Source organism: Cyclobacterium jeungdonense (genome assembly GCF_010994275.1).
Taxonomy (GTDB): domain Bacteria; phylum Bacteroidota; class Bacteroidia; order Cytophagales; family Cyclobacteriaceae; genus Cyclobacterium; species Cyclobacterium jeungdonense.
Map to the genome: position 1 here is coordinate 483,478 of NZ_WMCD01000002.1, position 24,051 is coordinate 507,528.

16 protein-coding genes and 1 tRNA gene are annotated in these 24,051 nt (G+C 44.9%); 7 read left to right on the top strand and 10 right to left on the bottom strand.

Features of this window, described 5'->3' with window-relative positions; all coding sequences use genetic code 11:
• Positions 1-89: 89 nt before the first annotated feature.
• The 7 genes from GKS34_RS07060 to GKS34_RS07090 all read right to left on the bottom strand — a co-directional run bounded on the left by GKS34_RS07060 (position 90) and on the right by GKS34_RS07090 (position 11,349).
• Positions 90-851 carry a hypothetical protein gene (locus GKS34_RS07060; protein WP_163384100.1) on the bottom strand — a complete coding sequence of 254 codons (762 nt, stop codon included), beginning with the start codon at positions 849-851 and terminating at the stop codon, positions 90-92.
• A gap of 109 nt (positions 852-960) precedes the next feature.
• Positions 961-3,837, bottom strand: a complete 2,877-nt coding sequence (locus GKS34_RS07065; RefSeq protein ID WP_163384101.1) for a TonB-dependent receptor — start codon at positions 3,835-3,837, stop codon at positions 961-963.
• Positions 3,838-3,931: 94 nt separating this feature from the next.
• Positions 3,932-5,440, bottom strand: coding sequence for a beta-helix domain-containing protein (locus GKS34_RS07070; RefSeq protein WP_163384102.1), 1,509 nt, complete (start codon positions 5,438-5,440; stop codon positions 3,932-3,934).
• A 148-nt stretch (positions 5,441-5,588) separates the two neighbouring features.
• Positions 5,589-8,438 (bottom strand): excinuclease ABC subunit UvrA, encoded by a 2,850-nt coding sequence (gene uvrA / locus GKS34_RS07075; protein ID WP_163384103.1) that lies wholly within the window; start codon positions 8,436-8,438, stop codon positions 5,589-5,591.
• 119 nt (positions 8,439-8,557) lie between these two features.
• A complete protein-coding gene (locus GKS34_RS07080) occupies positions 8,558-10,216 on the bottom strand; it encodes a DUF748 domain-containing protein (protein WP_163384104.1) in 1,659 nt (552 codons plus the stop codon).
• A 47-nt stretch (positions 10,217-10,263) separates the two neighbouring features.
• Positions 10,264-11,202: a lytic transglycosylase domain-containing protein gene (locus tag GKS34_RS07085; protein ID WP_163384105.1), complete on the bottom strand. Its 939-nt coding sequence runs from the start codon at positions 11,200-11,202 to the stop codon at positions 10,264-10,266.
• Between the two features lie 3 nt (positions 11,203-11,205).
• Complete coding sequence (locus GKS34_RS07090; protein ID WP_317167961.1) at positions 11,206-11,349, bottom strand: hypothetical protein; 144 nt, start codon at positions 11,347-11,349, stop codon at positions 11,206-11,208.
• Between the two features lie 171 nt (positions 11,350-11,520).
• Here GKS34_RS07090 and GKS34_RS07095 point away from each other — a divergent pair, with 171 nt between their 5' ends.
• The 7 genes from GKS34_RS07095 (at position 11,521) to GKS34_RS07125 (ending at position 19,751) form a co-directional block, all read left to right on the top strand.
• Positions 11,521-12,882 (top strand): GntP family permease, encoded by a 1,362-nt coding sequence (locus tag GKS34_RS07095; RefSeq protein ID WP_163384106.1) that lies wholly within the window; start codon positions 11,521-11,523, stop codon positions 12,880-12,882.
• Positions 12,883-12,901: 19 nt separating this feature from the next.
• The gene (gene denD / locus GKS34_RS07100; protein WP_163384107.1) at positions 12,902-13,867 is read left to right on the top strand and encodes a D-erythronate dehydrogenase; all 966 of its coding nucleotides are present in this window, start codon (positions 12,902-12,904) and stop codon (positions 13,865-13,867) included.
• 87 nt (positions 13,868-13,954) lie between these two features.
• Positions 13,955-14,707: an SDR family oxidoreductase gene (locus GKS34_RS07105; protein WP_163384108.1), complete on the top strand. Its 753-nt coding sequence runs from the start codon at positions 13,955-13,957 to the stop codon at positions 14,705-14,707.
• 61 nt (positions 14,708-14,768) lie between these two features.
• A complete protein-coding gene (locus tag GKS34_RS07110; RefSeq protein ID WP_240459220.1) occupies positions 14,769-16,766 on the top strand; it encodes an FG-GAP repeat domain-containing protein in 1,998 nt (665 codons plus the stop codon).
• Positions 16,767-17,256: 490 nt separating this feature from the next.
• Complete coding sequence (locus GKS34_RS07115; protein ID WP_163384109.1) at positions 17,257-17,847, top strand: T9SS type A sorting domain-containing protein; 591 nt, start codon at positions 17,257-17,259, stop codon at positions 17,845-17,847.
• 153 nt (positions 17,848-18,000) lie between these two features.
• Positions 18,001-19,041 (top strand): sensor histidine kinase, encoded by a 1,041-nt coding sequence (locus tag GKS34_RS07120; protein WP_163384110.1) that lies wholly within the window; start codon positions 18,001-18,003, stop codon positions 19,039-19,041.
• A complete protein-coding gene (locus GKS34_RS07125) occupies positions 19,038-19,751 on the top strand; it encodes a LytR/AlgR family response regulator transcription factor (protein ID WP_163384111.1) in 714 nt (237 codons plus the stop codon). Before GKS34_RS07120 ends, GKS34_RS07125 begins: the two co-directional genes overlap by 4 nt.
• A gap of 113 nt (positions 19,752-19,864) precedes the next feature.
• Here GKS34_RS07125 and GKS34_RS07130 read toward each other — a convergent pair whose 3' ends face one another.
• From GKS34_RS07130 to GKS34_RS07140, 3 genes are all read right to left on the bottom strand, one after another.
• Positions 19,865-20,956: a sensor histidine kinase gene (locus GKS34_RS07130; RefSeq protein ID WP_163384112.1), complete on the bottom strand. Its 1,092-nt coding sequence runs from the start codon at positions 20,954-20,956 to the stop codon at positions 19,865-19,867.
• 424 nt (positions 20,957-21,380) lie between these two features.
• Positions 21,381-22,964, bottom strand: a complete 1,584-nt coding sequence (locus tag GKS34_RS07135; protein WP_163384113.1) for a fibronectin type III domain-containing protein — start codon at positions 22,962-22,964, stop codon at positions 21,381-21,383.
• A 520-nt stretch (positions 22,965-23,484) separates the two neighbouring features.
• A tRNA-Pro gene (locus GKS34_RS07140) sits at positions 23,485-23,558 on the bottom strand.
• Between the last annotated feature and the right edge of the window lie 493 nt (positions 23,559-24,051).

The window sequence follows — 24,051 nt, forward strand, 5'->3', positions numbered from 1 at the left end:
TCGAGGTCTCAAAGACCTCAACGGTTTTCAGTCACAACGAAGGGGTTTGTACGCGAACCTCTACATTCGCTTTTTCAAATTACCCAGGTTTAAATATTGGCAAGTACCAATTCCTGTTTTAGGAAATGGCTAAAATCCCGGATCCTTTCGGAATCGTGGTATTTCAGTGCGGTGACGGAAAATTGATACGCGGCTAGCGGATTCCCTTCATTGAAATACCGAATCGCCTGGTTGAAGTATTGCAAGCCAAGCAGGTTTTGAAAGTTGATTTTTTGATAAATTTCAGGGGATGCAAAGGATTCTTCCGCTTTTTCTCCTTCCCATAAAACCCTATCACCCAACTCCCCGAAATAACCACTGATATATTGTTTTTTGCGATCCGGATCCGTAATAAAACCTCCCTGAGGGTCGGTAACTTCCAGGAACAACTGATTTTCCTCTACGACGACCTGTAGAAACACATGATAGGAAGTTTCTATGACTTCGAAAGAAAATCCAAAATGGTCCAGGAGGGCCGCCAAAATGAGTGAACCGCTGACACAGTCGTAAAGTCCTTCTGTTAAGGCATCCTGATCCAGGGTAAATTGCCTGTACTTATGAAATAGATGCTGATGTGACCGGTAAAAAATAGATCGTATCATCCTTTCGGAATTTCCAAAGCGGTCAAAATCTTTTTCTAATTTCTGATATAAGGTTGCAAAGGGACCGCTTTCGGCTACCCAGGCTTTAACCAAGGGTTGTTCCTTTTCTTCTGATGAGTTAGCGGTAATCAAGGCAGGACTCTCCCCACTCCCGGCGGCCAGCAGCCCCGGAATGCAAAACAATCCCAACCAAAGATAAAACCAACGCATGCCTCTAAATTAATCTAATGTTAACTTAAGTTAACAATTTATTAACATAGAAACAAAAAAAGTATCCCTTCTATTTCGAAAGGATACTTTTTAAGGGTTTAAAACGGTATTAGAGCGAATAAGAGAAGCTAAAATTGATCAATGTTCCCGGGTTCAGGCTGGTAAATATCTGATCTTCCGCCTGATAGGACCGGAATACCTCCTGCCGGGATTGGTTCAGCAAATTTTGAACATTCAATCCGGCTTTTATTCTTTCTTCCTGACCAAGGGTTTTATTTATACTCAGGTTGACGGCATGGAAAGGCACGGTATAGGTATCTGTTCGGTTGCCAAAACCCACATAATTCAGTGTAGATCCCTGCACATTATAAAATAACCCTGCTTCTAATCCGCCTACAAAATCGGTATAGGCAATTCCGGAATTGATGATATACGGAGCCTGTCCTGCCATATCGCGTTTCGATGAAATTTCCTGTCCTTCTCTTGCGGTCAGTTGCCGGGATCGCAATTCAGATTCGGACATTCGAATGCTCGATTCAGTTAGTGTTCCGTTAAAGGTGAAAAATAGGTTCTCCAGTTTTGGCGCAATAAAAGCCAAAGACTTTCTAAATTCCAATTCCAATCCTGCCACGGTACCGTTTCCAACGTTTCTGGGCTGAAAAGCTCCCGGATCGGACAAAAACTGCACCATTTCTATCGGCTTATCAAAGGTTTTGTAGAAGGTACTGACCGATAACAACTGTCCGGAAGGAAGGAATTTTTCCCATCTCAGATCAAAATTATTGATACGGGTGGCTTCCAGTTGCCCGTCCCAAAGCACCTCTGTACCTCCGTTGGTAGTTTCTTGAAACAAACCTCCGACAAAAGTCCTCCCGGTGATTGGATCGAGGATTTCGGCAAAAGACATTTCTTTAAAAGAAGGGCGTGCAATGGTTCTGGAAAACGAAAAGCGGATGTTTTGATTTTCTCTGATGCTGTTAATCAGATTGATGGTAGGAAAAAAGTCCATATCATCCAATACTTTTTCATTATCTAAAACGATGGTTTGCGTCTGATTGGAACCGGTATAGAACTGATCGTACTTTTCAGCCCTAAGGCCCACGATAGCTTTCAACTTATCAAGAGGAGAAAATTCGCTGTGTACATAAATGCCCAGGTTTTGCAGGTTTGCCTGAAAGCTGTTGGGATTATTAGGAATAAACAAGGGGCTATACCTTACTCCGTTCCGGTTGGATTCTGAAAAGAGGTTTTCTTCCCGAAGCACCTCGTTGGGATCACCGTTCAAGCTGGTGTTTCCGGTAGAAAACTGAAAGTCCTGAATTAAAAAATCCCTTTCTTTATAAACGTAAGAAGATCCGAATTTCAGTTTTGCTATCTTCCCAAACAGTTGGTGGTTATTGGTAAGATCCAGTTTGCCCACCAGATTTTGTTCTTCCAGGGAACGCCAGATTCGCTGTGGTAAACCTACCTCCGAGGAAATGGTTTGGTTAGGTCTTCGAAACCGCAGCACGCGCACATCTGGATCTTCAATACTGGACAGCGTGGGAGAAATTTTCCAATTTACTTCCCAATTACTTCCTTCCAGGTAATGGAAGCCACTCAGCATCAAATTGGTCAGCGATCGTTGGCTGTATTCTATATTATACTGATCCGCTTCGAATACAGCACCCAGGTTCGTGTTTTTAAAGTCAAAAACGCCGACTTTGGATTCGCCATTTTGCAATCGTATCAGGTTTAACTTGTACTTGGACAGATCGGTCTTGTAGGCCAAACCAAACAAGCCCCCCAGCAATACATTGTTTACTCCATAACTTCCCAGAGATCTCTCCAATGGTTCGAGTTCGGTTTCTCCTGTTTCTCTGGATTTGCCGAAGAGGTTGTATTCGGCATCCTGAAAATATTCTGAGCTATTTTTGTAGGTAAGGGCAAGATTATACCCCAGCGTGTTATTCCCGAGTCCCAACTGGTTACCCAGAGAAAAACTAACCCCCATATTCATCCCGTTTTGATCCCTTCTTCCCCCAAATTCAGGGTTGAAGCCCCTGAGAATTCGTTGGTAAGTCTGGCCTCTTTCACTGGAAGGATTCCCTACTACCTCTGCAAATTGAGGTATATCGGTTAGTCCCTTGGTAGGAATATCCCGGTAGCCATTGTCAAAACCGAGAAAATCGGTTCTGCTGGTTCCAGCACGTAAAAAATCGCTATTAAAATGCATGGAAGGATTATAGCCCCCACTGAGGGAAATCCGCATGGTTTTTTCTTCCGGAAAATCCTTTGTTTCTATATCCACTACACCTCCGGTAAAGTCTGCCGGAAGATTGCTGGTAAAGGATTTGGAAACGATGATATTGTCAATGATATTGGTGGGGAAAATATCCATCTGGATGGTATTCCTGTCTGGGTCCAGGCCGGGAATATCCACCCCATTTAATACCGTCTTGGTATATCGATCTCCCAATCCGCGAATGTAAACGTATTTTCCGCCTTCGATAGAAACGCCGGTTACCCGCTTAATGGCAGCTGCTGCATCACCGTCTCCAATTTGCCTAAAGGCAGCGGAAGAAATTCCATCCATCAATTGGGCTGCATTTCTTTTCACTGTCATTAGTGCTGCTTCTGTAGTCCGGATGGCTTCTGCGGAAATCGTGACCGTTTCCAGGTCGGAGGTGTACTCCGTCAATTTAAGATTATCCAGGACGGTTACCTCTCCCCCCACAACGTCAATCCCTTCCAGATTAAGCGCATTGTAGGAAATAAAGGAAGCCTGAAGGGTATAGGTCCCAGGAGCCAATTGAAGTTCAAAATCTCCGTCAAAGTCCGTAACGGCTCCGGTTTGTGTTCCTACTACAGATACCGCTACTCCAAATAAGGGCTCACCGGATGCGTCATCGAAAATCGTGCCCCGCACCGTACCGTTTTGTGCCAACACAGAGGTTGACAAAAGCGCCAGTCCCAAGCAAAACCAGCTAATGATTAATTTTTTCATTGAAATATTTTTTTAGATATACAGCGATTAGGTAAAAAAATAGGGAAAGGGATGGTTGACCCATCCCTTTCAAAAAGTGATTTAGTGGTCTTAATTATAATTCATCTAGTTCTCCGGCCACAGCGGCCCAGGACCAGCCGGCGAAAACAGATTTATCTGCTCCAACGGTATTATCTCCCAGTACTACTTCGCTGGCGCTTTCATGCGTACCGTTGCGGAAAACATTTGCGAGGGAAACTCCCTCAGCAAGGGTCACTTCCAGGTTATTAAAATTCAGAATGTCATTTTGGAAATTCTCCAGGCTTTGATCACCGCTAACGGATAGGTCTCCTCTTCCTTCTGCTTCAGGGTCTGCTGGATCTGCAAACCCAAAGAAGTAGATATTTTCAAAAGTGCCTCTGGCACCGTCCCTGAAGTCTCCCATCTCTGAAGCTGGATTTCCTCTTACCGTTCCGTTTGTCAGGGTGTGAGCAGCATTGAAAGAACCTTCCGGACCGTCAATTTCGAGGGCATGGTCTGTATTGGGACCACAAAGCAAGATGAAATTGTCCATGGTACCGGACCAGGACTGATCTGTATCCAACGCATCGTCAGCAGCATTCCAAATTATTGCGTTTTTAACACTTACCGTGCCACCAAACCATTCAATTCCATCATCCTGATTGGCAACAACCTCTACATTTTCAATAATCGTAGTAGATCCCACGGCACCCAGGGTTAGTCCATTTATTTCGTTGCCTTCACCGATATTGGCTCCTCCATGTCGGATTGAGATGAACTTCAAAATACCGGAATCATCGGCAGGGTTGTCTCCACCGTATAGGCCGTTTGTATCGGATGGTGGTATTCCTTCAATTTGTACTTCACTTACATCTCCGGCAAAAGAACCCGGAGCATTTCCTAATATCAAAAGTCCTCCCCAAAGACCTTCCAGGTCCGGATCCAAGTTAGGGCTGACGATCATTCCGGGCTCAATTTCATCAGCAACAGAGGTGAAAATAATGGGTTGTGTTTCGGTTCCCTGCGCATCAATTTTAGATCCCCTGGCGATGATAAGTGCAGTAGCATTGGCACCAGAACCCGCTTCTCCTTTTACGATTACACCAGGATTAATGGTCAATGTGGCTCCTTCGGTCACCGCAATTCGGTTACCTAAAACATAAACCTTACCTGTCTCCCATGTTTGATCTGAAGTGATGTTTTCTGTAATTCGAATAACATTGGCAATCTCTCCCACAGTTAATACATGAGTAACCGTCTGACTATCCCCGTTGCTATCGGTAGCTACAAATTCAAACACCACATTTTTGTTGGCATCCTCATCAACAGAAGTATAAGAAAACTCATGAGTAGCGGAAGTTTCTCCGTTGAAATTAATGGTTTCAACCGTTGCGCCATCCTTCAGGACTACCAGGGAGGCAAGCCCGTCTTCAGCACTGATCGTTGCCGATACCGGCCCGACCCTTTCTCCAGCTTCAATTACCGCGGTAGCAGGAATTCCTGAAATAGTAACTGAATTGTTGGGTTGATCTTCTTCGCTGCAAGCGCTCAACAGAACCGCCACCACTACGAATGTCATCAATCCTTTGAAAATTCTTTTCATAACGAGTGTTAGATTAGTAAGTCTAATTTGTCTACTGGTGCAAAATTGACTTAAATAATCTTATCCCCTTAGAAAAAGAAATTATCAAATTTTAAAATTATATTTCGAAAATTAATTTTATGGTAACATTAATTTTAAAAACAGGCCCCTATACCTCTATGTCCACTTTTCGAGTTAACTCATCCTTTAAAAATTGGGCGGTATAACTTCCGAGATGACCCAGCATCTTCTCAGGAGTTCCACTAAAAAGAATTTCTCCACCCTTTTCTCCTCCTTCCGGACCCAAATCTACGATGTGGTCCGCCACTTTGATCACATCCAGGTTATGTTCAATGATTAATACCGTATTTCCTTTATCCACCAGCTTCTGCAACACTTCTAGCAAATGTTCGATATCCTGAAAATGCAATCCGGTAGTTGGTTCATCCAAAATGTAAAAAGTCTTGCCCGTATCCTTTTTTGAAAGCTCCGTGGCTAGTTTTACCCGTTGTGCTTCTCCTCCGGAAAGGGTGGTGGCATGTTGCCCCAGGGTAATGTAATCCAGGCCCACCTCGTGCAAGGTCTTGATCTTACGAAGGATTTTTGGCTGGTTCTCAAAGAAAGCGACGGCTTGTTCTACCGTCATGTCCAAAACATCCGCGATGGACTTTCCTTTAAACCGGACTTCAAGTGTTTCCCGGTTGTAGCGCTTTCCTTTGCAGGTTTCACAGGGAATGTGCACATCCGGAAGAAAATCCATTTCTATCAATTTCATTCCTCCCCCTTCGCAATCCTCGCAACGACCGCCTTTGACATTAAAGGAAAACCTACCAGGTTTGTATCCCCGAATTTTGGATTCTGGTAATTCCGTGAAAAGTGCCCGAATGTCCGTAAAAACACCTGTATAGGTGGCTGCATTGGACCGCGGAGTTCTTCCTATCGGCGATTGGTCTACTTCTATCACCTTATCCAGATACTCCAACCCTTTGATCTCCTTGTAAGGAAGGGGCTCTTTTTTGGAATTGTAAAACTGCCGGTTGAGTAAAGGGTACAGGGTTTCGTGGATAAGCGAACTCTTCCCGGAACCGGAAACGCCCGTTACACATACCATGGTTCCCAGCGGTAGTTCCAGGTTTACCTGCTTTAAATTATGTCCGCTGGCTCCTTTTAATTTTAATTTTTTTCCAGATCCCGCTCTTCTTTTTGCAGGTACTGCAATGCGCAACTCTCCCTTCAGGTATTTGGCCGTCAGGCTATTTGCCTGCAGCAATTGTTCCGGTGTTCCGCTGGCCACAATATGGCCACCATGCCTGCCTGCTCCGGGTCCAATGTCTACCACATGATCCGCCTCCATCATCATATCCCGGTCGTGTTCCACTACGATCACCGAATTTCCCATATCACGAAGGTCTTTTAGGGCTCGTGTTAATTTCACGTTGTCCCGCTGATGCAAACCAATACTGGGTTCATCCAGGATATAAAGCACCCCCACCAACTGGGTTCCGATCTGGGTGGCCAGGCGTATTCGTTGGGCTTCCCCTCCAGACAAAGTTCGCAAGGGCCGGTTGAGTGAGAGGTAATCTAATCCGATATCCAATAAAAATCCGATCCGTTTCCGAATCTCCTTTAGCACTTCCGCCCCGATCAGCTTTTGCCGATCCGTCATTCGCTCTTCAATAGTCGCAAACCAATCTCCAAGGCTGCGGATATCCATCTGAGCCAATTCTCCTATATGTCTTTCCGCTATTTTAAAGTGAAGGGCCTCTTTCTTTAGCCGGTATCCTTCGCAATCCGGACAGGTTCGGGTGGTCGTGAAATCGCTGATCCATTTCTGCAATTTATCCGATCCCCCCTCCTGCTGCTTTTGCAGAAAATTAAGAATACCTTCAAAAGTAGTGGTCCATTTGGTACCCGGATATTTAACAGAGTCAACTGCTACTTCCATTTTGTCCCCGTGCAATAAGATGTCAATGACCTTCTCATCCAGTTTGTCAATGGGGGTGGACAGGCTTCCCTTATATCGCTTGAGGATGGCTTCAATTTTTTTGAAAATCCAAATGTCCCGGTATTCGCCCAGCGGTGCTATCCCTCCCCGGCTGATACTCAAGGAAGGGTCTGGAATAACATTTTCCCGGGTAATTTCTTCTATTACTCCCAAGCCATTGCAGGTGGGACAAGCCCCGTACGGACTATTAAATGAAAAAGAATTAGGAGCAGGTTCATCATAGCTGAGCCCTGTCTGGGGATCCATCAGGAACTTGGAAAAATGATGTATCTGGCCTCCTTCCTCCAGCAGCATCACGATTCCCTTTCCATGCTGCAAAGCTGTTTTCAGGGATTGCGTAATCCTATACCGGTCCGCTTCATCTGCCAGAACCCGGTCTACCACCAATTCTATATCGTGAATTTTGTATCGGTCCACTTGCATTTTTGGCAGCAACTCCTGTACTTCCCCGTCTATTCTGATTTTCGAATAGCCCATTTTTCGAACTTGTTCAAAAAGCTCCCGGTAATGCCCTTTTCTTCCTTTAACCACCGGAGCAAGAATGGAGAGTTTTTTTCCGGAAAATGCTTGAAAAATCTGTTCAATGATCTGATCCTCTGTCTGTCGAACCATCTTCTCCCCCGACTTATACGAATAAGCCTCCGCAGAGCGCGCGTATAACAAACGCATGAAATCGTAAATCTCTGTGACCGTGCCCACGGTAGACCTGGGGTTTTTAGAGGTGGTTTTCTGCTCGATTGAGATTACAGGAGATAACCCATTGATTTTATCCACATCCGGCCGTTCCATTCCCCCCAAAAATGACCGGGCATAGGCCGAAAAACTTTCCATGTATCGCCGCTGTCCTTCGGCATAAATGGTGTCAAACGCCAGCGAACTTTTTCCACTTCCGCTCAAGCCGGTAATCACCACCAATTTATTTCTGGGTATGGTTAGGTCCAGGTTTTGCAGGTTGTGTTCCCGTGCACCATAAATCTCAATGTGTTCCTGCGAAGGTGTTTTATCTGCTGACATACGGATGGCTTGCGCAATAATTGGTTTAATTAGACAAAATTAAGGAATCGGTTGGTAAAGCCTTAACTGAAATCAAATAAACTGAAAAATCACAGGATGGTTCATTCTGCTGCCTTTTCTTATTTCTCCTTCATTTCTTGCGCTGTTTGTCCTGTAATAGTGGACTTGAGACCACTCAGGATCAGGTTCCACCAGTAATGAAAAATAAACTTGTGCTGCTCCCTTTCAAAATAAACTGCACCTTTGCTAAGGTTTCCCGAATTATCGGGATTATTAGTAGGAATCACCACCTTGTTAGCCAGAAAGGCGCCAATTTTCCGCAACAAATTCTGGTTTTGTTGATAATTTTTATCCAGTATCTCTATTTCCAGGTCTTCGTATTTGGCAATCACTTCTCCTGTACCCTCAATGTCATCTGCTGTTATATTGAAATACAAATCATTGAGCCTACCGCTTTTTAACGCAATCCGTGTAGCCGGCATGATCATATCATTTAGCGTTGGAAGGCTCATCTGCCCCACCTTGCCTTGTAGAAAAAACGTCCCCATCTCACTGTTGATCAAATGGTTTGCCTGAAGGTCAATTTGCCCCTGGCCCATTAACCTTCCTTTGGCACTCACCTTGAGTGTGTCGTTCTCTGATAATGCTTCGGCTATGTTCGTAAATCCGGTAATCTCACCGCTCACCTGATCAAAAAATATTTTGCCTGCAGCAAGTGCTTTGGTATCCGGCCTTTCCTCATAAGTTATGGTGATATCTGCTAAGGAAATCGTCTGTAAATGCACTTGGCGGGGCAGCTCTTCCAATATTTCATGGATCATTTTGGGCCGTCTGCTGGTATCTTCCACCTTCCTTTTATCCCTAAAAACTTCCAATTCCAGGCCATCCAGCCGCATGGTGTCTACTAAAATCACGCCCTCTCTGAAATAGGACTGAAAATCCATTCCATCCAGTTGCAAACGCGCATGGCTGAGTTCCATCCAATTGGTTTCCTTCTCATAACGATTGACGAATTCGTACTTATCCAGTTTGTTTTTGTACGATACCTGCTCTACGATCATCCTCCGGTCGGTGGTGTTGAAGGATATATCCCTGGCCATTATGACATTGATGGCATTATTTACGTGAAGCTGCGTTTCTGCTAAATATCCCTCGATACTTTTTACTGAAAAAAGAGCATCGGAGCTTTCCTTGTCCTCTTTGCTTAGACTGAAGCCATCCGCAAAAACAAACAAATCCGTCATGGATAAGCGTATCGAATCGGTTTTGCTATCCCGGTTTTCAAAGGAAACACCATTTACACGCAGGTAATTTAAACCAATAAGGCGGTAATCCTTTCCTTCCTTTGGATTCGTAGCCGGCTGCCCTTCCTGTATTTCCTCCAGATCTGGCGTTACCGTTTTCAGATCAGCGTTTTCTATGTAAGCCGAGTCCAGTTGGATGCTGTTAAAAAATAAAAAATCGATCCATTGAAATCCCGTCAGGCTGGCCTCCTCGAAGCGAAGGTGAAATTTGATTTTATTCTCGGTATTGAGATCCTGCCCCGGAGAGATTTCCACCGATTCCATTTTTAGAAAGGTTCCACGATAATCATAATCCAGTTGAATATTGCCAAACTGAACCTCATGCCCGGCAAAATCATTGGTCCTGGTGATCATGTTGCTGACAATTCTTTCGGCATTCTGATTCAGGTAACTATTTACCAAAAGGGGCACTAGTTTAAACAGGGCAAAAATAATACCTGCTATAACCAGAGAAATTATCAGGGTTTTTTTCATGAGAGATCATTTGCCTCTCAAGATAATCATAAAAATGCAGCCAATAATTAAACAGGAAGTTTTATTACGTAGGACCTACCCCTTCGCACATTCAATTGCCGGTTGATGAGCCATGGGTTGTAAGTTTTGACCTCCTTATAGGTGCTTTTTTGTTCTTTTGCCCATTCAGCCAGGTTAGTGATGCTCTCCGTAACCTCTATTTCCCTTAGCGGAGGCAATTTGTAAAGATCGTCCTGCTGAAGCTCAAAGCCATACTTTCCGGGATTTTCAAAGATCTCTTTGAGTGCCAGGGCCCGGAACAGGTACCTGCTGGTCTCTTCATTCAGATACAGGTCGTAATAATCCGGACTCAATTGCTGGTTTTTTCTGCGGGTTATTCCGGCAATCCCCATGTTATAACTAGCGGCTACACTGGTCCAGTTGCCAAATTTCCCATACGAGTCCCGGAGATATTTGCACGCGGCCAGGGTGGCTTTTTCGAAGTGGTACCTTTCGTCCACATCCCGACTTACTTCCAGCCCAAAATCTCCAGCTGTTCCTCTCATAAACTGCCAAAACCCCTTAGCCCCTGCCGGCGAAGTCACGTTCATCAAGCCCGACTCTATCAGGGCCACATATTTAAAGTCTTCCGGAATGCCATTTTCTTCCAGCGTCTGCTCAATGTGGGGGAAAAATTTTCCCGCCCGCTTCATCATCAGTACCGTATTGGATTCCCAGTAAGAATTGACGTATAATTCCCTTTCATAGCGCTCGTATACCTCTGGGTCTTCCATAGGCACTTTTTCCCCGGCAAATTCCGGGGACTGCGGCAACTCAAAAATCCGTACCCTGGGTAAACGGTCAGGTTTCGCTTCCTGGATTTTTGCCCGGGTGTCCCGCGGATTTTCCACAAGTTCCGTATTTGAAACCCGAAACCACAAATAGCCTATCAAAACAAACTGCAGGACTAATAATAAATACACATACGGAAGGTGTTTGGTATCCACGGCTTAATAATTTGGAGATAATAAATAGTTGCGGTAAAACCTGTCAATGGCGGCCACGGCTTCGTCTGCCGTATCTACCAGCGTAAAAAGGTTCAGGTCTTTTTGCTTGAATGCGTTACGAATCTTGTCTTCCTCTATCAGATACACTTTAAAATAAATTTAAAAAATCCGTTTTAGATTCATTGCTATTTTCGTTGAAAGTAGTGGTTTCAGCGAAACCAACCAAATAACTTCCGAATTATTTAATCCACTGGGAAAATCCTCCCATTTATTAGTAGAAAAGTAGGCGTTTTTCGTTTTTTTTCTCTTAATTATAAAATGGTTTCCCTGGTCCAATCTTTTTACTGGCCTTTTCTGGTGCTTTTGCTGAGCGTGGCTCTGGTTGCTCTATTGATTTCCAGATGGCGGTTCCATCCTTTTATCGCGCTCGTTTTAGCAGCGGTATTTGTAGGCTTACTTACCCCCGGCGTGGTGGGTGATCAGGGTATGATGGCTACTCTCGAGCTACCCATGACCGAATTAGGGGTAATGGCCGGGAAAATTGCCTGGGTCATTGCTTTAGCAGCCATTATCGGTACGGCCATGATGGAAAGCGGTGCTGCCTCTCAAATCGTCTCTCACCTTCTAAAAAGACTGGGTGAAAAACAAGCTGCCCTAGCCCTTATGGTCGCAGCTTTTATTCTTTCCATCCCGGTATTTCTGGATACCGTTTTTTTCTTGCTAATCCCTTTGGGCATCACTCTGGCAGCAAAAACCGGAAAAGATTACGTGCTCTACGTCACCGCCATTGGTGGCGGTGCGGCCATCACCCATAGTATTGTCCCTCCCACCCCCGGTCCTTTGATCATGGCCGAAACGATGGGGATAGACCTGGGACTGGTCATCAGTGCAGGACTGCTGCTGGGTATCCTTCCGGCTATCTTAGTCATCTTCGTAGGTAAAAAACTCAATCAAAAACTCTCCATACCCCTACGAATTGCTCCCCCAAATGCCGCAAACGTCAGAAAAAAACTTTCCCTTACCTCCTCCCTGCTGCCCATAATTTTGCCGATACTTCTAATCGGATCCGCCTCCCTGGTAGAGGCGATCACCGGAAAGATACCCGAATGGCTGGGGTTTCTCGGAAATAAAAACCTGGCCATGGGAGTTGGGACAGGGGTGGCTTTATACCTCTGGGCCAAAGCCCGTGAACTTGAATCCAACCAACTTTGGCAAAAAATCGGAAAACCGCTGGAAATCGGAGGATTGATCATTTTGATTACCAGCGCCGGCGGTGCTTATGGTGCCATGATAGGTCGTAGCGGTATCGGAGAAGCAATACGTCTGGCAACGGAAAACTTCCACATTCATTACGTGCCACTAGCCTGGATAATCGCTGCTGTACTGAAAACTGCACAAGGCTCGGGCACGGTGGCCATGATTTCCAGCGCAGCCATTGTTTCCGCTCTCATTGGCAATGGCCCTGCTTTACCTTATCATCCGGTTTACCTGCTTATGGCTATGGGTTTTGGGTCCCTTTTCGTATCTTGGATGAACGACAGTGCCTTTTGGGTAGTTGCCCGAATGAGCGGGCTGACAGAAAAAGAAGCCCTGAAAACCTGGACCTTTTTGCTTGCCATTATTTCGTTGACAGGTATGGTTCAGGTTTGGCTATTGTCCTGGATAATCCCATTGATCTAACTAATAAACCCATCAATCTATGCACGTATTGATAATCGGTGGAGGAGGCTTTATAGGCAGTCGCCTGGCCGTTGAATACCGCCAAAAACATCCCACTGCATCCACTACCGTGACCTTATTTGATCGTCACTTTCCGGAGGTCTTGAAAAAGGATCCGGACTTCGAATGTGTAAATGGAGATTTTGGCGATCCTTCTCAAATAGATCCCTTACTGGAAAAGAAGCCGGGCCTGATCTTTCACCTCGCAGCGATTGTAAGTGGGGAAGCTGAAAAAAATTTCGATCTGGGCATGCAGGTCAATCTGAAGGGATCGCTGCACCTGCTGGAAAAATGCAGGGCGTTAGGGCATCAGCCACGAATTGTGTTTGCCAGCTCCTGTGGTATTTTTGGCGGAGACGTGGATCAGGTCATTTCTGAGGATACTGCCCCCAAACCGAGGAGCTCCTACGGTACTCAAAAAGCTATTGTGGATCTTTTGATGAATGATTACAGCCGTAGAGGCTTTGTGGATGCACGCTGCCTCCGACTACCCACTATCACGGTGCGCCCCGGCAAACCCAATGCGGCCACCTCCTCTTTTTTAAGCAGTATCATCCGTGAGCCGCTCGATGGCAAAAAAGCCAGCTATCCCGTGGATCCTTCCTCGGAATTCTGGATACTATCTCCCAAACAAGTGGTGAGAAACTTTATCCATGCAGCGATTCTGGACGCGGCCCGTATCGGAGACGATCGTACCATTAATTTGCCGGGCCTTACCGTCACCGTGCAGCACATGATCGATTGCCTTGAAAAAGTAGCAGGTCCGGAAACAGTCCAACTGATTACCCACGAACCAGATGCCTTTTTACAAAGCATCGTTCTGACCTGGCCCCCTCATTTTAACACCAGAAAAGCGGACAAACTAGGCTTTACTGCAGACAAGGATGTAACAGAAATCATTCGAAATTACATACAGGAAGAAAGCATAAAACTTTCCAATGCATGAACCCAAGCATGACTCAAGCGATACATGGAGGGATGATTATAAAACATGCGAGATTCCACCTGACTGTTGAAAAAAAATTAAAAACACATGAATCAAAACGTTAAAACCGCATTGATCACCGGTGCGGGTTCAGGAATTGGCCGAGCAGTGGCCCAGGCACTGGCCAAGGACGGTTGGCACCTAATCCTCACCGGCAGAAGGAAGGAACCTCTGGAAGAAACAGCCGACCTCTGCGAGGGCAATCCGCACTTGGTCTTCCCAGCAGACATTACCGATCCTGCGGGGGTACGGCAACTTTTCTTCACCCTGGAAGAAAAATTTGGACGGCTGGACCTTTTGTTTAATAATGCCGGGATAAATGCACCGGCAGTTCCCCTGGAAGACCTCGCCTTTGCCGATTGGAAAAAGGTCATCGACACCAACCTGACCGGGGCCTTTCTTTGTACCCAAGAGGCGTTTCGGCTGATGAAAAAGCAAAATCCAAAAGGAGGACGAATTATTAATAATGGTTCCATCTCAGCACAGGTGCCCCGGCCCTTATCGGTGGCTTATACCGCAAGTAAACATGCGGTCACGGGCCTTACCCGCTCCACAAACCTGGATGGAAGAGCCTATAATATCGTTTGTGGCCAAATCGACATTGGAAATGCAAAAAGTGCTATGACCCAAAAAATGGAAGAAGGTATCCTTCAGGCCGACGGGACGCAAAAGGTGGAACCCACCATGGACGTGGCAGAGGTGGGCCGGGCTGTGGTCTACATGGCGGGGTTACCCCTGGATACCAATATTCCCTGGATCACCTTAATGGCCAACGGCATGCCATTTATGGGTCGGGGCTGATGGCCCGATTTTCAAAATCCCAGGTAAAACCACTAGTAAACTGCCTCTCAATTTCACGATTATGGATATGCCCACAACCTTTTATCTAATGTTAAGCCCCATTCCAACAGGTAAAATCTTTCTAATTTTCGGTTTGCTACTGATAGCAAGTTGTCAGGAACCCCAGCCAAAAGCCACAGAAATCACCTCCGAATTCAGCCGTGTCAATTATAACCGACCGGATGCTACGGCTTACCTGGGCGTAGGCCTCTGGGCCTGGCCCTTGCCCATGGACTACGACGGGGATGGAGACATGGACCTATTAGTTTCCTGTCCGGACAAACCATTTAACGGACTTTACTTCTTCGAAAACACCAGTGGAGAGGCTTTTCCTGTATTTGCCCCTCCGGTACGGCTGGGCGATGCGATCCCAAAAGTTCAGATTTCCCATACCGGGCTGGGTGACCCGAAGGTAACCATTCCTGGTGCCTTGCTTCAAGATTTCCGGGCATCACTGGATTCCAAGCCAGAGGCCTTGTTTCCTATCGACGAACTTACCAAGGACCTGGGAAAGAGCCCCCGCTTTAATCAATGGAAAATGGCCGATTACGAGGGAGATGGGGATTTGGATATACTGGTAGGCATGGATGACTGGTCGGATTATGGCTGGGACAATGCCTTTGATAGCACGGGGAATTGGGTAAACGGGCCCCTCCATGGATACGTATACCTGCTGGAAAACATAGAAGGGGAATACCATAACCGCGGACGCCTTCAAGCCGGGGGAGAAGAAATTGATGTATACGGTGCTCCCTCTCCCAATCTGGCCGATTTTGATGGGGACGGGGATCTGGACTTGATATGCGGAGAATTTTTAGACCGCATTACCTATTTCGAAAACGTGGGCACCCGAGAGCAACCGATATTCAGCAAGGGGGTGTTTTTGGAAAACCAGGATGCGGTGATCAAGATGGATTTGGAGATGATCATTCCGGTTGCCATCGATTGGGACCAGGACGGCCACGTTGACCTGATCGTTGGAGACGAGGACGGAAGGGTAGCCTGGGTAAGGAATACGGGTGAGCAATACAACGGAATTCCGGAGTTTACCGCTCCCAGGTATTTCCGGCAAGAGGCCGATCACTTAAAATTTGGCGCATTAGTAACCCCGGTAAGCGTGGATTGGGACAGGGATGGAGACGAAGACTTGATAGCCGGAAATTCCGCAGGCTACATTGCCTTTATCGAAAACCTTAGCGGAGGCCCTGACCCAAGTTGGGCCGAACCGGAGTTACTGGAAGTCAACGGAGAAGCCATCCGCATACAGGCAGGGGACAAGGGGTCCATTCAAGGCCCCGCAGAAGCTAAATGGGGATATACCACGCTTTCTGTGGCGGACTGGAATGGAGATGGACATCAAGACATTATTTTTAACTCTATTTGGGGAAAGGTAGAATGGATCCAGAATACAGGAGAAGAACTCAAAGCCCCCCAACCAGTAAAGGTAGACTGGGGAAATCAGACCCCTCCTTATCCGGCCTGGAACTGGTGGAAACCGGCAGCGGACGAGTTGGTCACCCAGTGGCGGACTACTCCCTTTGCGATTGACTGGAATGAAGATGGCATCATGGACCTGATCATGCTGGACCAGGAAGGTTATCTGGCCTATTATCAGGGCGACACCAAAGCGGGTGAAACCATCCTTCAACCCGGACAAAGAATTTTTTATGGAGAAAATGGAGCTACTTTTAATAATAAAAATGAAGTGCAGGATTCAGGAAATGGACTCCTTCGTCTTAATGCAAGTGAAGCTGGAAGCAGCGGTAGAAGGAAAATAAGTTTTGTAGACTGGGATAATGATGGGGATCTGGACCTGCTGGTAAACAGCCTGAACGTATCCTTGTTTGAAAATATCAGTCAAAGCCCGGACAAGGTGGTCTTCGAACATAAGGGACCGTTTACGGAACTCATGCTCGCCGGGCACACCACCAGTCCTACCTTTGTGGATTGGGATAAAGATGGCATTTGGGAACTGTTGGTAGGGGCCGAGGACGGGCATTTTTACTACCTTCCTAGGTAATTCGAAAAGTCTTCCCAACTGCCTATTAAAGAAGGTAGAAACCTGTGTCCTATTTATATATTTTTTTGTCATCTGTTATACATTTAAAACGCCCGAAAAAATCTCCCAAGCCTCTTTAAAGGGGACATCAGTTCAGGTGAGCCGCTGAAAATGAAAATTGGATAAATGCTTAGCTGGTTGCCCGGTCAGGCCATTACCCATTTTTTTCGGAAAGCATTAACTCGCACCTATGGTATTATTTTATTATCGAACTCAGTTTAGAAGTTAACCGATAATTCATTCTGGAAGCGACTTTGAATAGCCCGTAACCGGTGAATTTTGTGTGTTTTTCACCATTGCCAACTCTTTTCAACGCAGAAATTTTCGGATTCATCGCAGACTATTGCCGGTTCATCTCCTATCCTGAAAAGGGCTGATTAATCAAGGTATGTTTGTCACATAAATTATTTGTTACCTGTCTGTCCGACGACAGACCTAAACATCAAAAACCATGAAAAATCTAATTAAAAGTACCGCAATAGCTTTCTTATTCGTCGTATCTCTTACGAGCATGACTCCTGTACCCACTACTAATCTGGTGATTTCGGATGAGGGAAAAAATCTCTTCATACAATTGAATTCCCAGTTACGTGGAACAACCGTCTCAATCACCGATAACTCGGAAAACACCCTGTTTTTCGCCGATGTGTACAATGGAACCTACGCGAAAAAGTTTAACCTGCAGCAACTAGCCGATGGCACTTATTTCTTCACGGTAGACAATCCTGAAGCAAGCCTGGTTTACAAATTGAACCTTAAGGATGACAAGGTAGAAATTATCCAAAAGGAGCAAAAAGCCTCGCCTTCGGCCTTTAGAATAGATGGAGATATGGTGTTCTTTACGCTGGAAAAAAAGGATCTGAAAAAGGTGGATATAAAAATCACCAATAGCAATAATGCAGAAGTATTTTCCAAATCTGAAACGGTTGATGGAAGCATAGACAAGGTGTTCAACTTTGAAAAGGCTGTCAAAGACAGCTATACGATTACGATTGAAGATGGAAAAACCACCTATTTCCAGCATGTGGAAGTAGCTTCCTAATTCGCTATCCAATAGCAACCAAGTATCGCTTGATTTGATAAAAGAAACCGGTAAAACTATCGGTTTCTTTTTTTTGTCCGCACCCCCCGTTGGCTGTGCACTTTGAAAGGGGTTTGAATACTATTGCTTATATTTAAAAAAATAACCTATTAAATGAGACCGGCTTTTTCTTTTATTCAAAAATACCAGTCGACCCTACTACATGTACTGACCTGGTCTATTTTTTTCCTGCTGCCCGTCATCTTGGATCAGGGCTACGGAGGCAGGAGGCCAAGATCGGCCCAGGAGACTGATTTTCTTTATCTGAATACCCTTACCAATTTCTTCTGGGTCATCCTGTTTTATTTAAACACAAGGGTGCTGATCCCAAACCTCCTATACAAGCGAAAATTTGCAGGATTCCTGCTGATCCAACTGCTGTTGTTTGGCGTCATACTTTTCTTCCACCGGATTCTGTTCAGTATCCTTTTGGCGGATCTATCCTTTTCTTTTTACCGGTCTGCGCTCTATAATGGGATTCCTTTTGTATTTATCCTGATGGCCGCGATTGCTTTTAAGTCCGTGTCTGACAAGATTAAATCCGATCTGGTGGCCAGCGAAAAACAACGGGAAAACCTAAAGACCGAACTGGCCTTTCTCCGTTCTCAAATCAATCCTCATTTCTTTTTAAATGTAATAAATAACACGGTAGCATTGGCTCGTATGAAAAGCGAGGCCCTGGAGCCAACCTTGCTAAAGCTTTCCTCTTTGGTAAAGTACATGTTTTACGAAACGGATGAGGAAAAAGTACTGCTTAAAAGTGAACTCGATTACCTGCGAGGCTATATTGACCTTCAAAAGCAACGAATCGGGGACCGGTTAAATCTGATTACGGATTTAAACCCCACCGAGGACTGGCATGCCATTGAACCCATGCTGCTGATACCGTTTGTGGAGAATGCCTTTAAACATGGTACCGGGCTGATCCCCGAACCTGCCATTCACATATCCCTTAAAACAAGCGGTAACGACCTGCATTTTACCGTAAAAAACAAATACACGCTGGCAGAAGAGACACGGGATAGCGGATCCGGAATCGACCTTGCCAATGTGAAAAGAAGGCTGGAATTGCTTTACGGTGACAAGCAACACCTCAGCATCCAAAAATCCGATGGCTGGTATACCGTTAACTTAAAACTAACGCTAACGCCATGATAAATTGCATTGCCATAGATGATGAACCCCTGGCCCTTGCATTACTTAAAGACAATATAAGTAAGGTGCCTTTTTTAAAGTTGGTGGCAGCCTGTAGCGATGCTTTTGAGGCTATGGAGTCCCTACGCAAAAACCCCGTAGATCTGATATTTACCGATATTCAAATGCCTGGCCTATCCGGATTTCAATTCATTTCCAGCCTTCAGCAGAAGCCCATGGTGATTTTCATTACCGCCTATAACCAGTATGCCGTAGACAGTTTTGACCTGGATGTAGTGGACTACCTGGTAAAGCCAGTATCCCTTGAGCGGTTTATCAAAGCATGTAACCGGGCCAGGGAACGTCATGAATGGAAGGCCGGAAAACCCGAAGCACCCGTCAAAAATGCTCCGGACTATTTTTTCGCCAATGTGGATTACAGTCAACTAAAAATAAGGTTTGACGATATCCTATGGATGAAAGGCTATGGAGACTATATAAAATTTCATTTAAAAAACCAGGAGCAGCCGCTGTTGGTACGCATGAGTTTTAAGGAACTTGAATCGATTTTGCCTCCGAATAAATTTCTCCGTATCCATAAATCCTATGCGGTAGCCCTGTCTGAAATTACCGCCATCCGCAAAAACAGCCTTTTTTTGGGGGATCAGGAGTTCTCTATCGGGGAGTCTTACCGGGAAGCCGTGGAAAAATGGATGCGTAGCGGGAGTTAAAGGGGTTTTGCCAGATTAGACGAAAGTGTTTGGTCAGCCTTTTATACCCATAGAGATGAATTTATCAGGATTATATCGGTCAGAAAATCAAGAGGCAATGAAAAAGAACCCCGTTAAACGTTTTTTAGGTAAATATTAAATTCCGATCCTTCGCCCGGCTTGCTATTAAAGGTGATCCTTCCCCCCTCATTTTCAATGATCTTTTTGACAAAATATAACCCAATGCCGGTCCCTTCCACATCTTTGGCAAGTCGCGTGTAAGGAGTGAAAATAAGCTTTTGTTTCTCTTCATCCATGCCCCTGCCATTATCTTTTACGGAGATATGGGTGAAACCTTCGGCTTTTTCAATTTTCAAATGAATAATGGGGGGCGTATTTGGAATTCGATATTTAATGGCATTGCTTAAAAGATTATACAAGATGCTCCGAAGGTTTTTTCTGGAAAATTTGATTTTCGGAACCTGGATATCCAGGTGAATAATGGCTTTGCTCTCATGAATAGCATCTCGGATAACCAATTTAACCTGATTGATAAGGCTTTCAATTTTAACCAGTTCCACTTCTTCCTTATAATTATTTTCAATTTTGATTATTTCGGAGAGTTCGTTAATCACATTTCTCATAGAAGCAATCGATTCCAAAAGCAAGGAGCTGGTTAATTTATGATCATCCTGGGCTTCCTCGTTCCAATCAGAGGTAGGTCCTGCGTTTTTGATCAAATCGTTTACAAGCCCTTCAATATTGGAAAGGGGGCCTTTCAGATCATGAGAGACGGAATAAATAAACGTTTCGTGGGTAGCGATAAGTCGTTCCAGGTCTTTTAATACCTTGATCCGATCCGTAATGTCCACGAAGGTAATGATAACCCCATTGGACTTTTTTGACTTTTCAACTAAATAAGGAATAATGTTCATCTGATACCAATTGAAGTCAGATGTTTGAATCTCCTTTTCGTAGATTTCTCCGGATTCAATGACCATCGTCACATTTTCAACAATAGTAGAATAGCGGATGTTATCATTCAGGTCTTCCAGGGATTTACCGATATCCTCCGGAGAAAAATTAAACTGTTTCATGGCCGGAGGCGTGAATTTCCGCAACCTTAGGTTCGCATCCACAAAAAGTTGAGGAATGATGGTATTCCTGAAGTAATTCTCCAGCTCATCGTTTAATTTAATCAGCTCATTAATTTTTTTGGTGGTCATGCTTGTCTTTTCGTTCGTAATTACTGGTAGGTGCTTGTAAAAAGTTGAGTGTTTCCTTAAAATCTCAATTTGTTGCACATGAGAACAAATCGGCCCCTATCCGTTGGCCATTTTCATTGTTTTGGGCATGACGGTAGCGATTTTTGGTTTGTTATCCCTGAAAATGGCAATGTCTATGCCATAAAAAATTTTGTGGATGGAAATCTATTCTACAAAATATAATTTTGAACCATCAAAAACCACAATAAACCATAAGGTGAATAGTGCCACCGAATAAATTTATACCCATCCACAAATCCCACACGGTAGCTCTGTCTGAGGTTACTGCCATCCGCAAAAACAGCCTTTTTAGGGGATCAGGAGCATTCACGGACTGCACGCGGCTGCGAAGTACCTATTACAGGCGAAAGCAACGGATCAAGGATCATTTGTCATCGGTTTGAAAGGTCATAACTTCTGACCAATCACTCCAATTCAGGTTTTGATCGCGGTAACGAACCCGCCAGTAATACGTGGTATTCGGAGCTAGTCGCTCCGTTTTTTCATCCGTTAAGTCGTCGTCCTTTTGTCGGTTTTCTTTGTAATACCAATTTTGAAATTGTTGCCAGCTCTCAAATTCCAATTTTTCAAAACTCCTTGATGTTGACACCTGCCAATGTGAAGCTGCGTGAAACGTACCCGAATAATCGCTATTGAATGGACTGGCTTTCAAAACTGCAGCCTGGACAGAAACCCCTGATCCTGTTGGTGAAATGGTCTGGGGGGTATTGGGTTTGCGTTCTTTTCTCCATACGGTAATGCTATCTCTCAATTCATTCTCCCGGTGCTCTATGGTGTTGCCACGGCTGATTCGCTTTATCGTGAATTTTGGATCTTTTCTATCGCCGTCTATGGATACCATGACAAATCCGTACTCATCTTGCGTAACGGTAAACTCATCGTAATCCCTACCTTCAAATTCGCCCCAGTTATCGATGGCGCCTCCTGCTGAGGCCACATTGATCCAGAGGTGTTTGTGGTCTCTGGACTGTCCCCGGGAATATCCATGCGTATGGCCAAAAAAGTGAATACTTGGCTTCCCTGTTCTGGTTGAAAACTGTTCCAATTGTTCAACGATTCGGCCGGTAAAGTCTTCTTCGCCCGGAATCCAAAGTTCTGACTTAAACGGATGATGCAATTGCGCAAAAACGAAATCGATTTTATCATCTTTTCCTGTGTCAGCCAATAGTTCTTTTAGCCAATCCAATTGTTCCCTCAAATCCCTGTAGCCATCGTTTGAGTCCAAGCCGATTACCCGGGTGTTGCCGTAATCTTTGTACCACCAATGTTCGGAATAGGCAGGCGTACCATTTTCAGGCAGACTAAAATACTTAAAGTAGTATACGGAATTGCGCTCGTGATTTCCGGGTACAGGATATACCGGCACTTGCGCGAATAATTTCTCTGCCGGGTTAAAAAAATGGTCTTTCCATTGAAAAAATTTTGCGCCATTTTCTACCAGGTCTCCCGGTATAAGCACCATTGCCAGATTATCGGGCAAGGATCCTCCAAACTCTTTTTCAAGATATCCAATCACCCCGTCATTCAACACTTCACTAAATTTATCAGGTTGATTGTGGTCATACTGCATGTCGCTCATCGCAACCACCCTAAAATCTTTACCGTCGCTAGAAAAAGGAGGTGTTTTAAATTGAAAAATATCTGAACGAGCATTTCCGGTACGCACCCGGTAATAGTATTCGGTAAACCGTTCCAAACCTGTGATCTTGACAGTATGCACCCGTACTTCGTCAAAATTGATCGCTTCAGAAGTACCCGTACCTATTTCACCTAATTGAGGACTGGTACCCCATTCTACCGTACTTTCTTCCCCTTCGGAGGTTTGCCACATGACAATTGCAGAATTTGGCGCTACATCTTGAAGGTAGGGTTTGATCTCTATGACCTGTGCCAGGGATTGAAAGCAAATAACCGCAAGCAATGCGAATAAAGCTGATTTGAATGCCATTTTCAATTTGCTAGTTACGTAATGCGTTGATTTCAAAAACTATGCGCCGAAAAAACTCCAACCAGGAATTTTAAATGCGCACAGCAAGGTACCATTTTCGGAGTTAAAAAAAGTAAACCACCCTTGAAATTAGCGGATAATTCTCCAGGGTCCGGTTTTACCAATGGCTTCACGCTAAGTCAGATAGCATCCCCTTCCCCTAATCGGTATGCAAGTCCGCATACGGTTGGTCTGGCGTTGAGGAATGCACCAGTTAAATAGTGTAAAATGATGCTTGATAGATAGTCAAGCCTGACCTTTTTTCCCGATAAGAATTCAAGGAAACCTGTATAATTCCCCCCGGTCGGGGTGCCCTCACTGGCATCAGGATTCGCGCTATTTGAGCATCTGACCCTAATAAGGATACGCTGCCGAACTCGTCTGGCCTACGTAGAAACGATCCAGGGAAGCGGGGTACAGTATGTGTACAAAATTTTCCAAAAAAAAGCCAGACTGGGAATCCAGCCTGGCTCAACATTCGTCGGGGTGGCGGGATTTGAACCCACGACCCCTTGCACCCCATGCAAGTACGCTACCGGACTGCGCTACACCCCGAGATTTGAAAAGAAATTTCCTCAGTTTTGGAGAAGAATTGTTTTTCCGGACATTCCTTCTCTCAATGGATTGGCAAATTTATACTTTTTTCAGGTAAAAAAAAGGCTTGCATTTAAAAAATCCCTTAAAAGCATTGGGCAGTTGTTTCAGGAAGGGTAAAGCCCAGACCAGTGTTTGCCAGGAGAAACTTTAAGTCGCTGGTATTGAACCTATAGATTTACAGTAAATAAAATTTATGAAAAATCCAGGCAGCCTTATTTGGAAAAAAATAAGTAACCTGTTATGTTTGCATCTCAATTAAGGAAACGCCCTTAAACGACGATTATTCCTCCTTAGCTCAGTTTGTTAGAGCATCTGATCCCGATTAATCGGGAAGGGTCCTTTATGAGTGGGTTACTGGAAATATAAGTTGAAATAGTAAAATTCCACTTTAGCTCAGTTGGTTAGAGCATCTGATCCCGATTAATCGGGAAGGGTCCTTTAAGAATGGGTT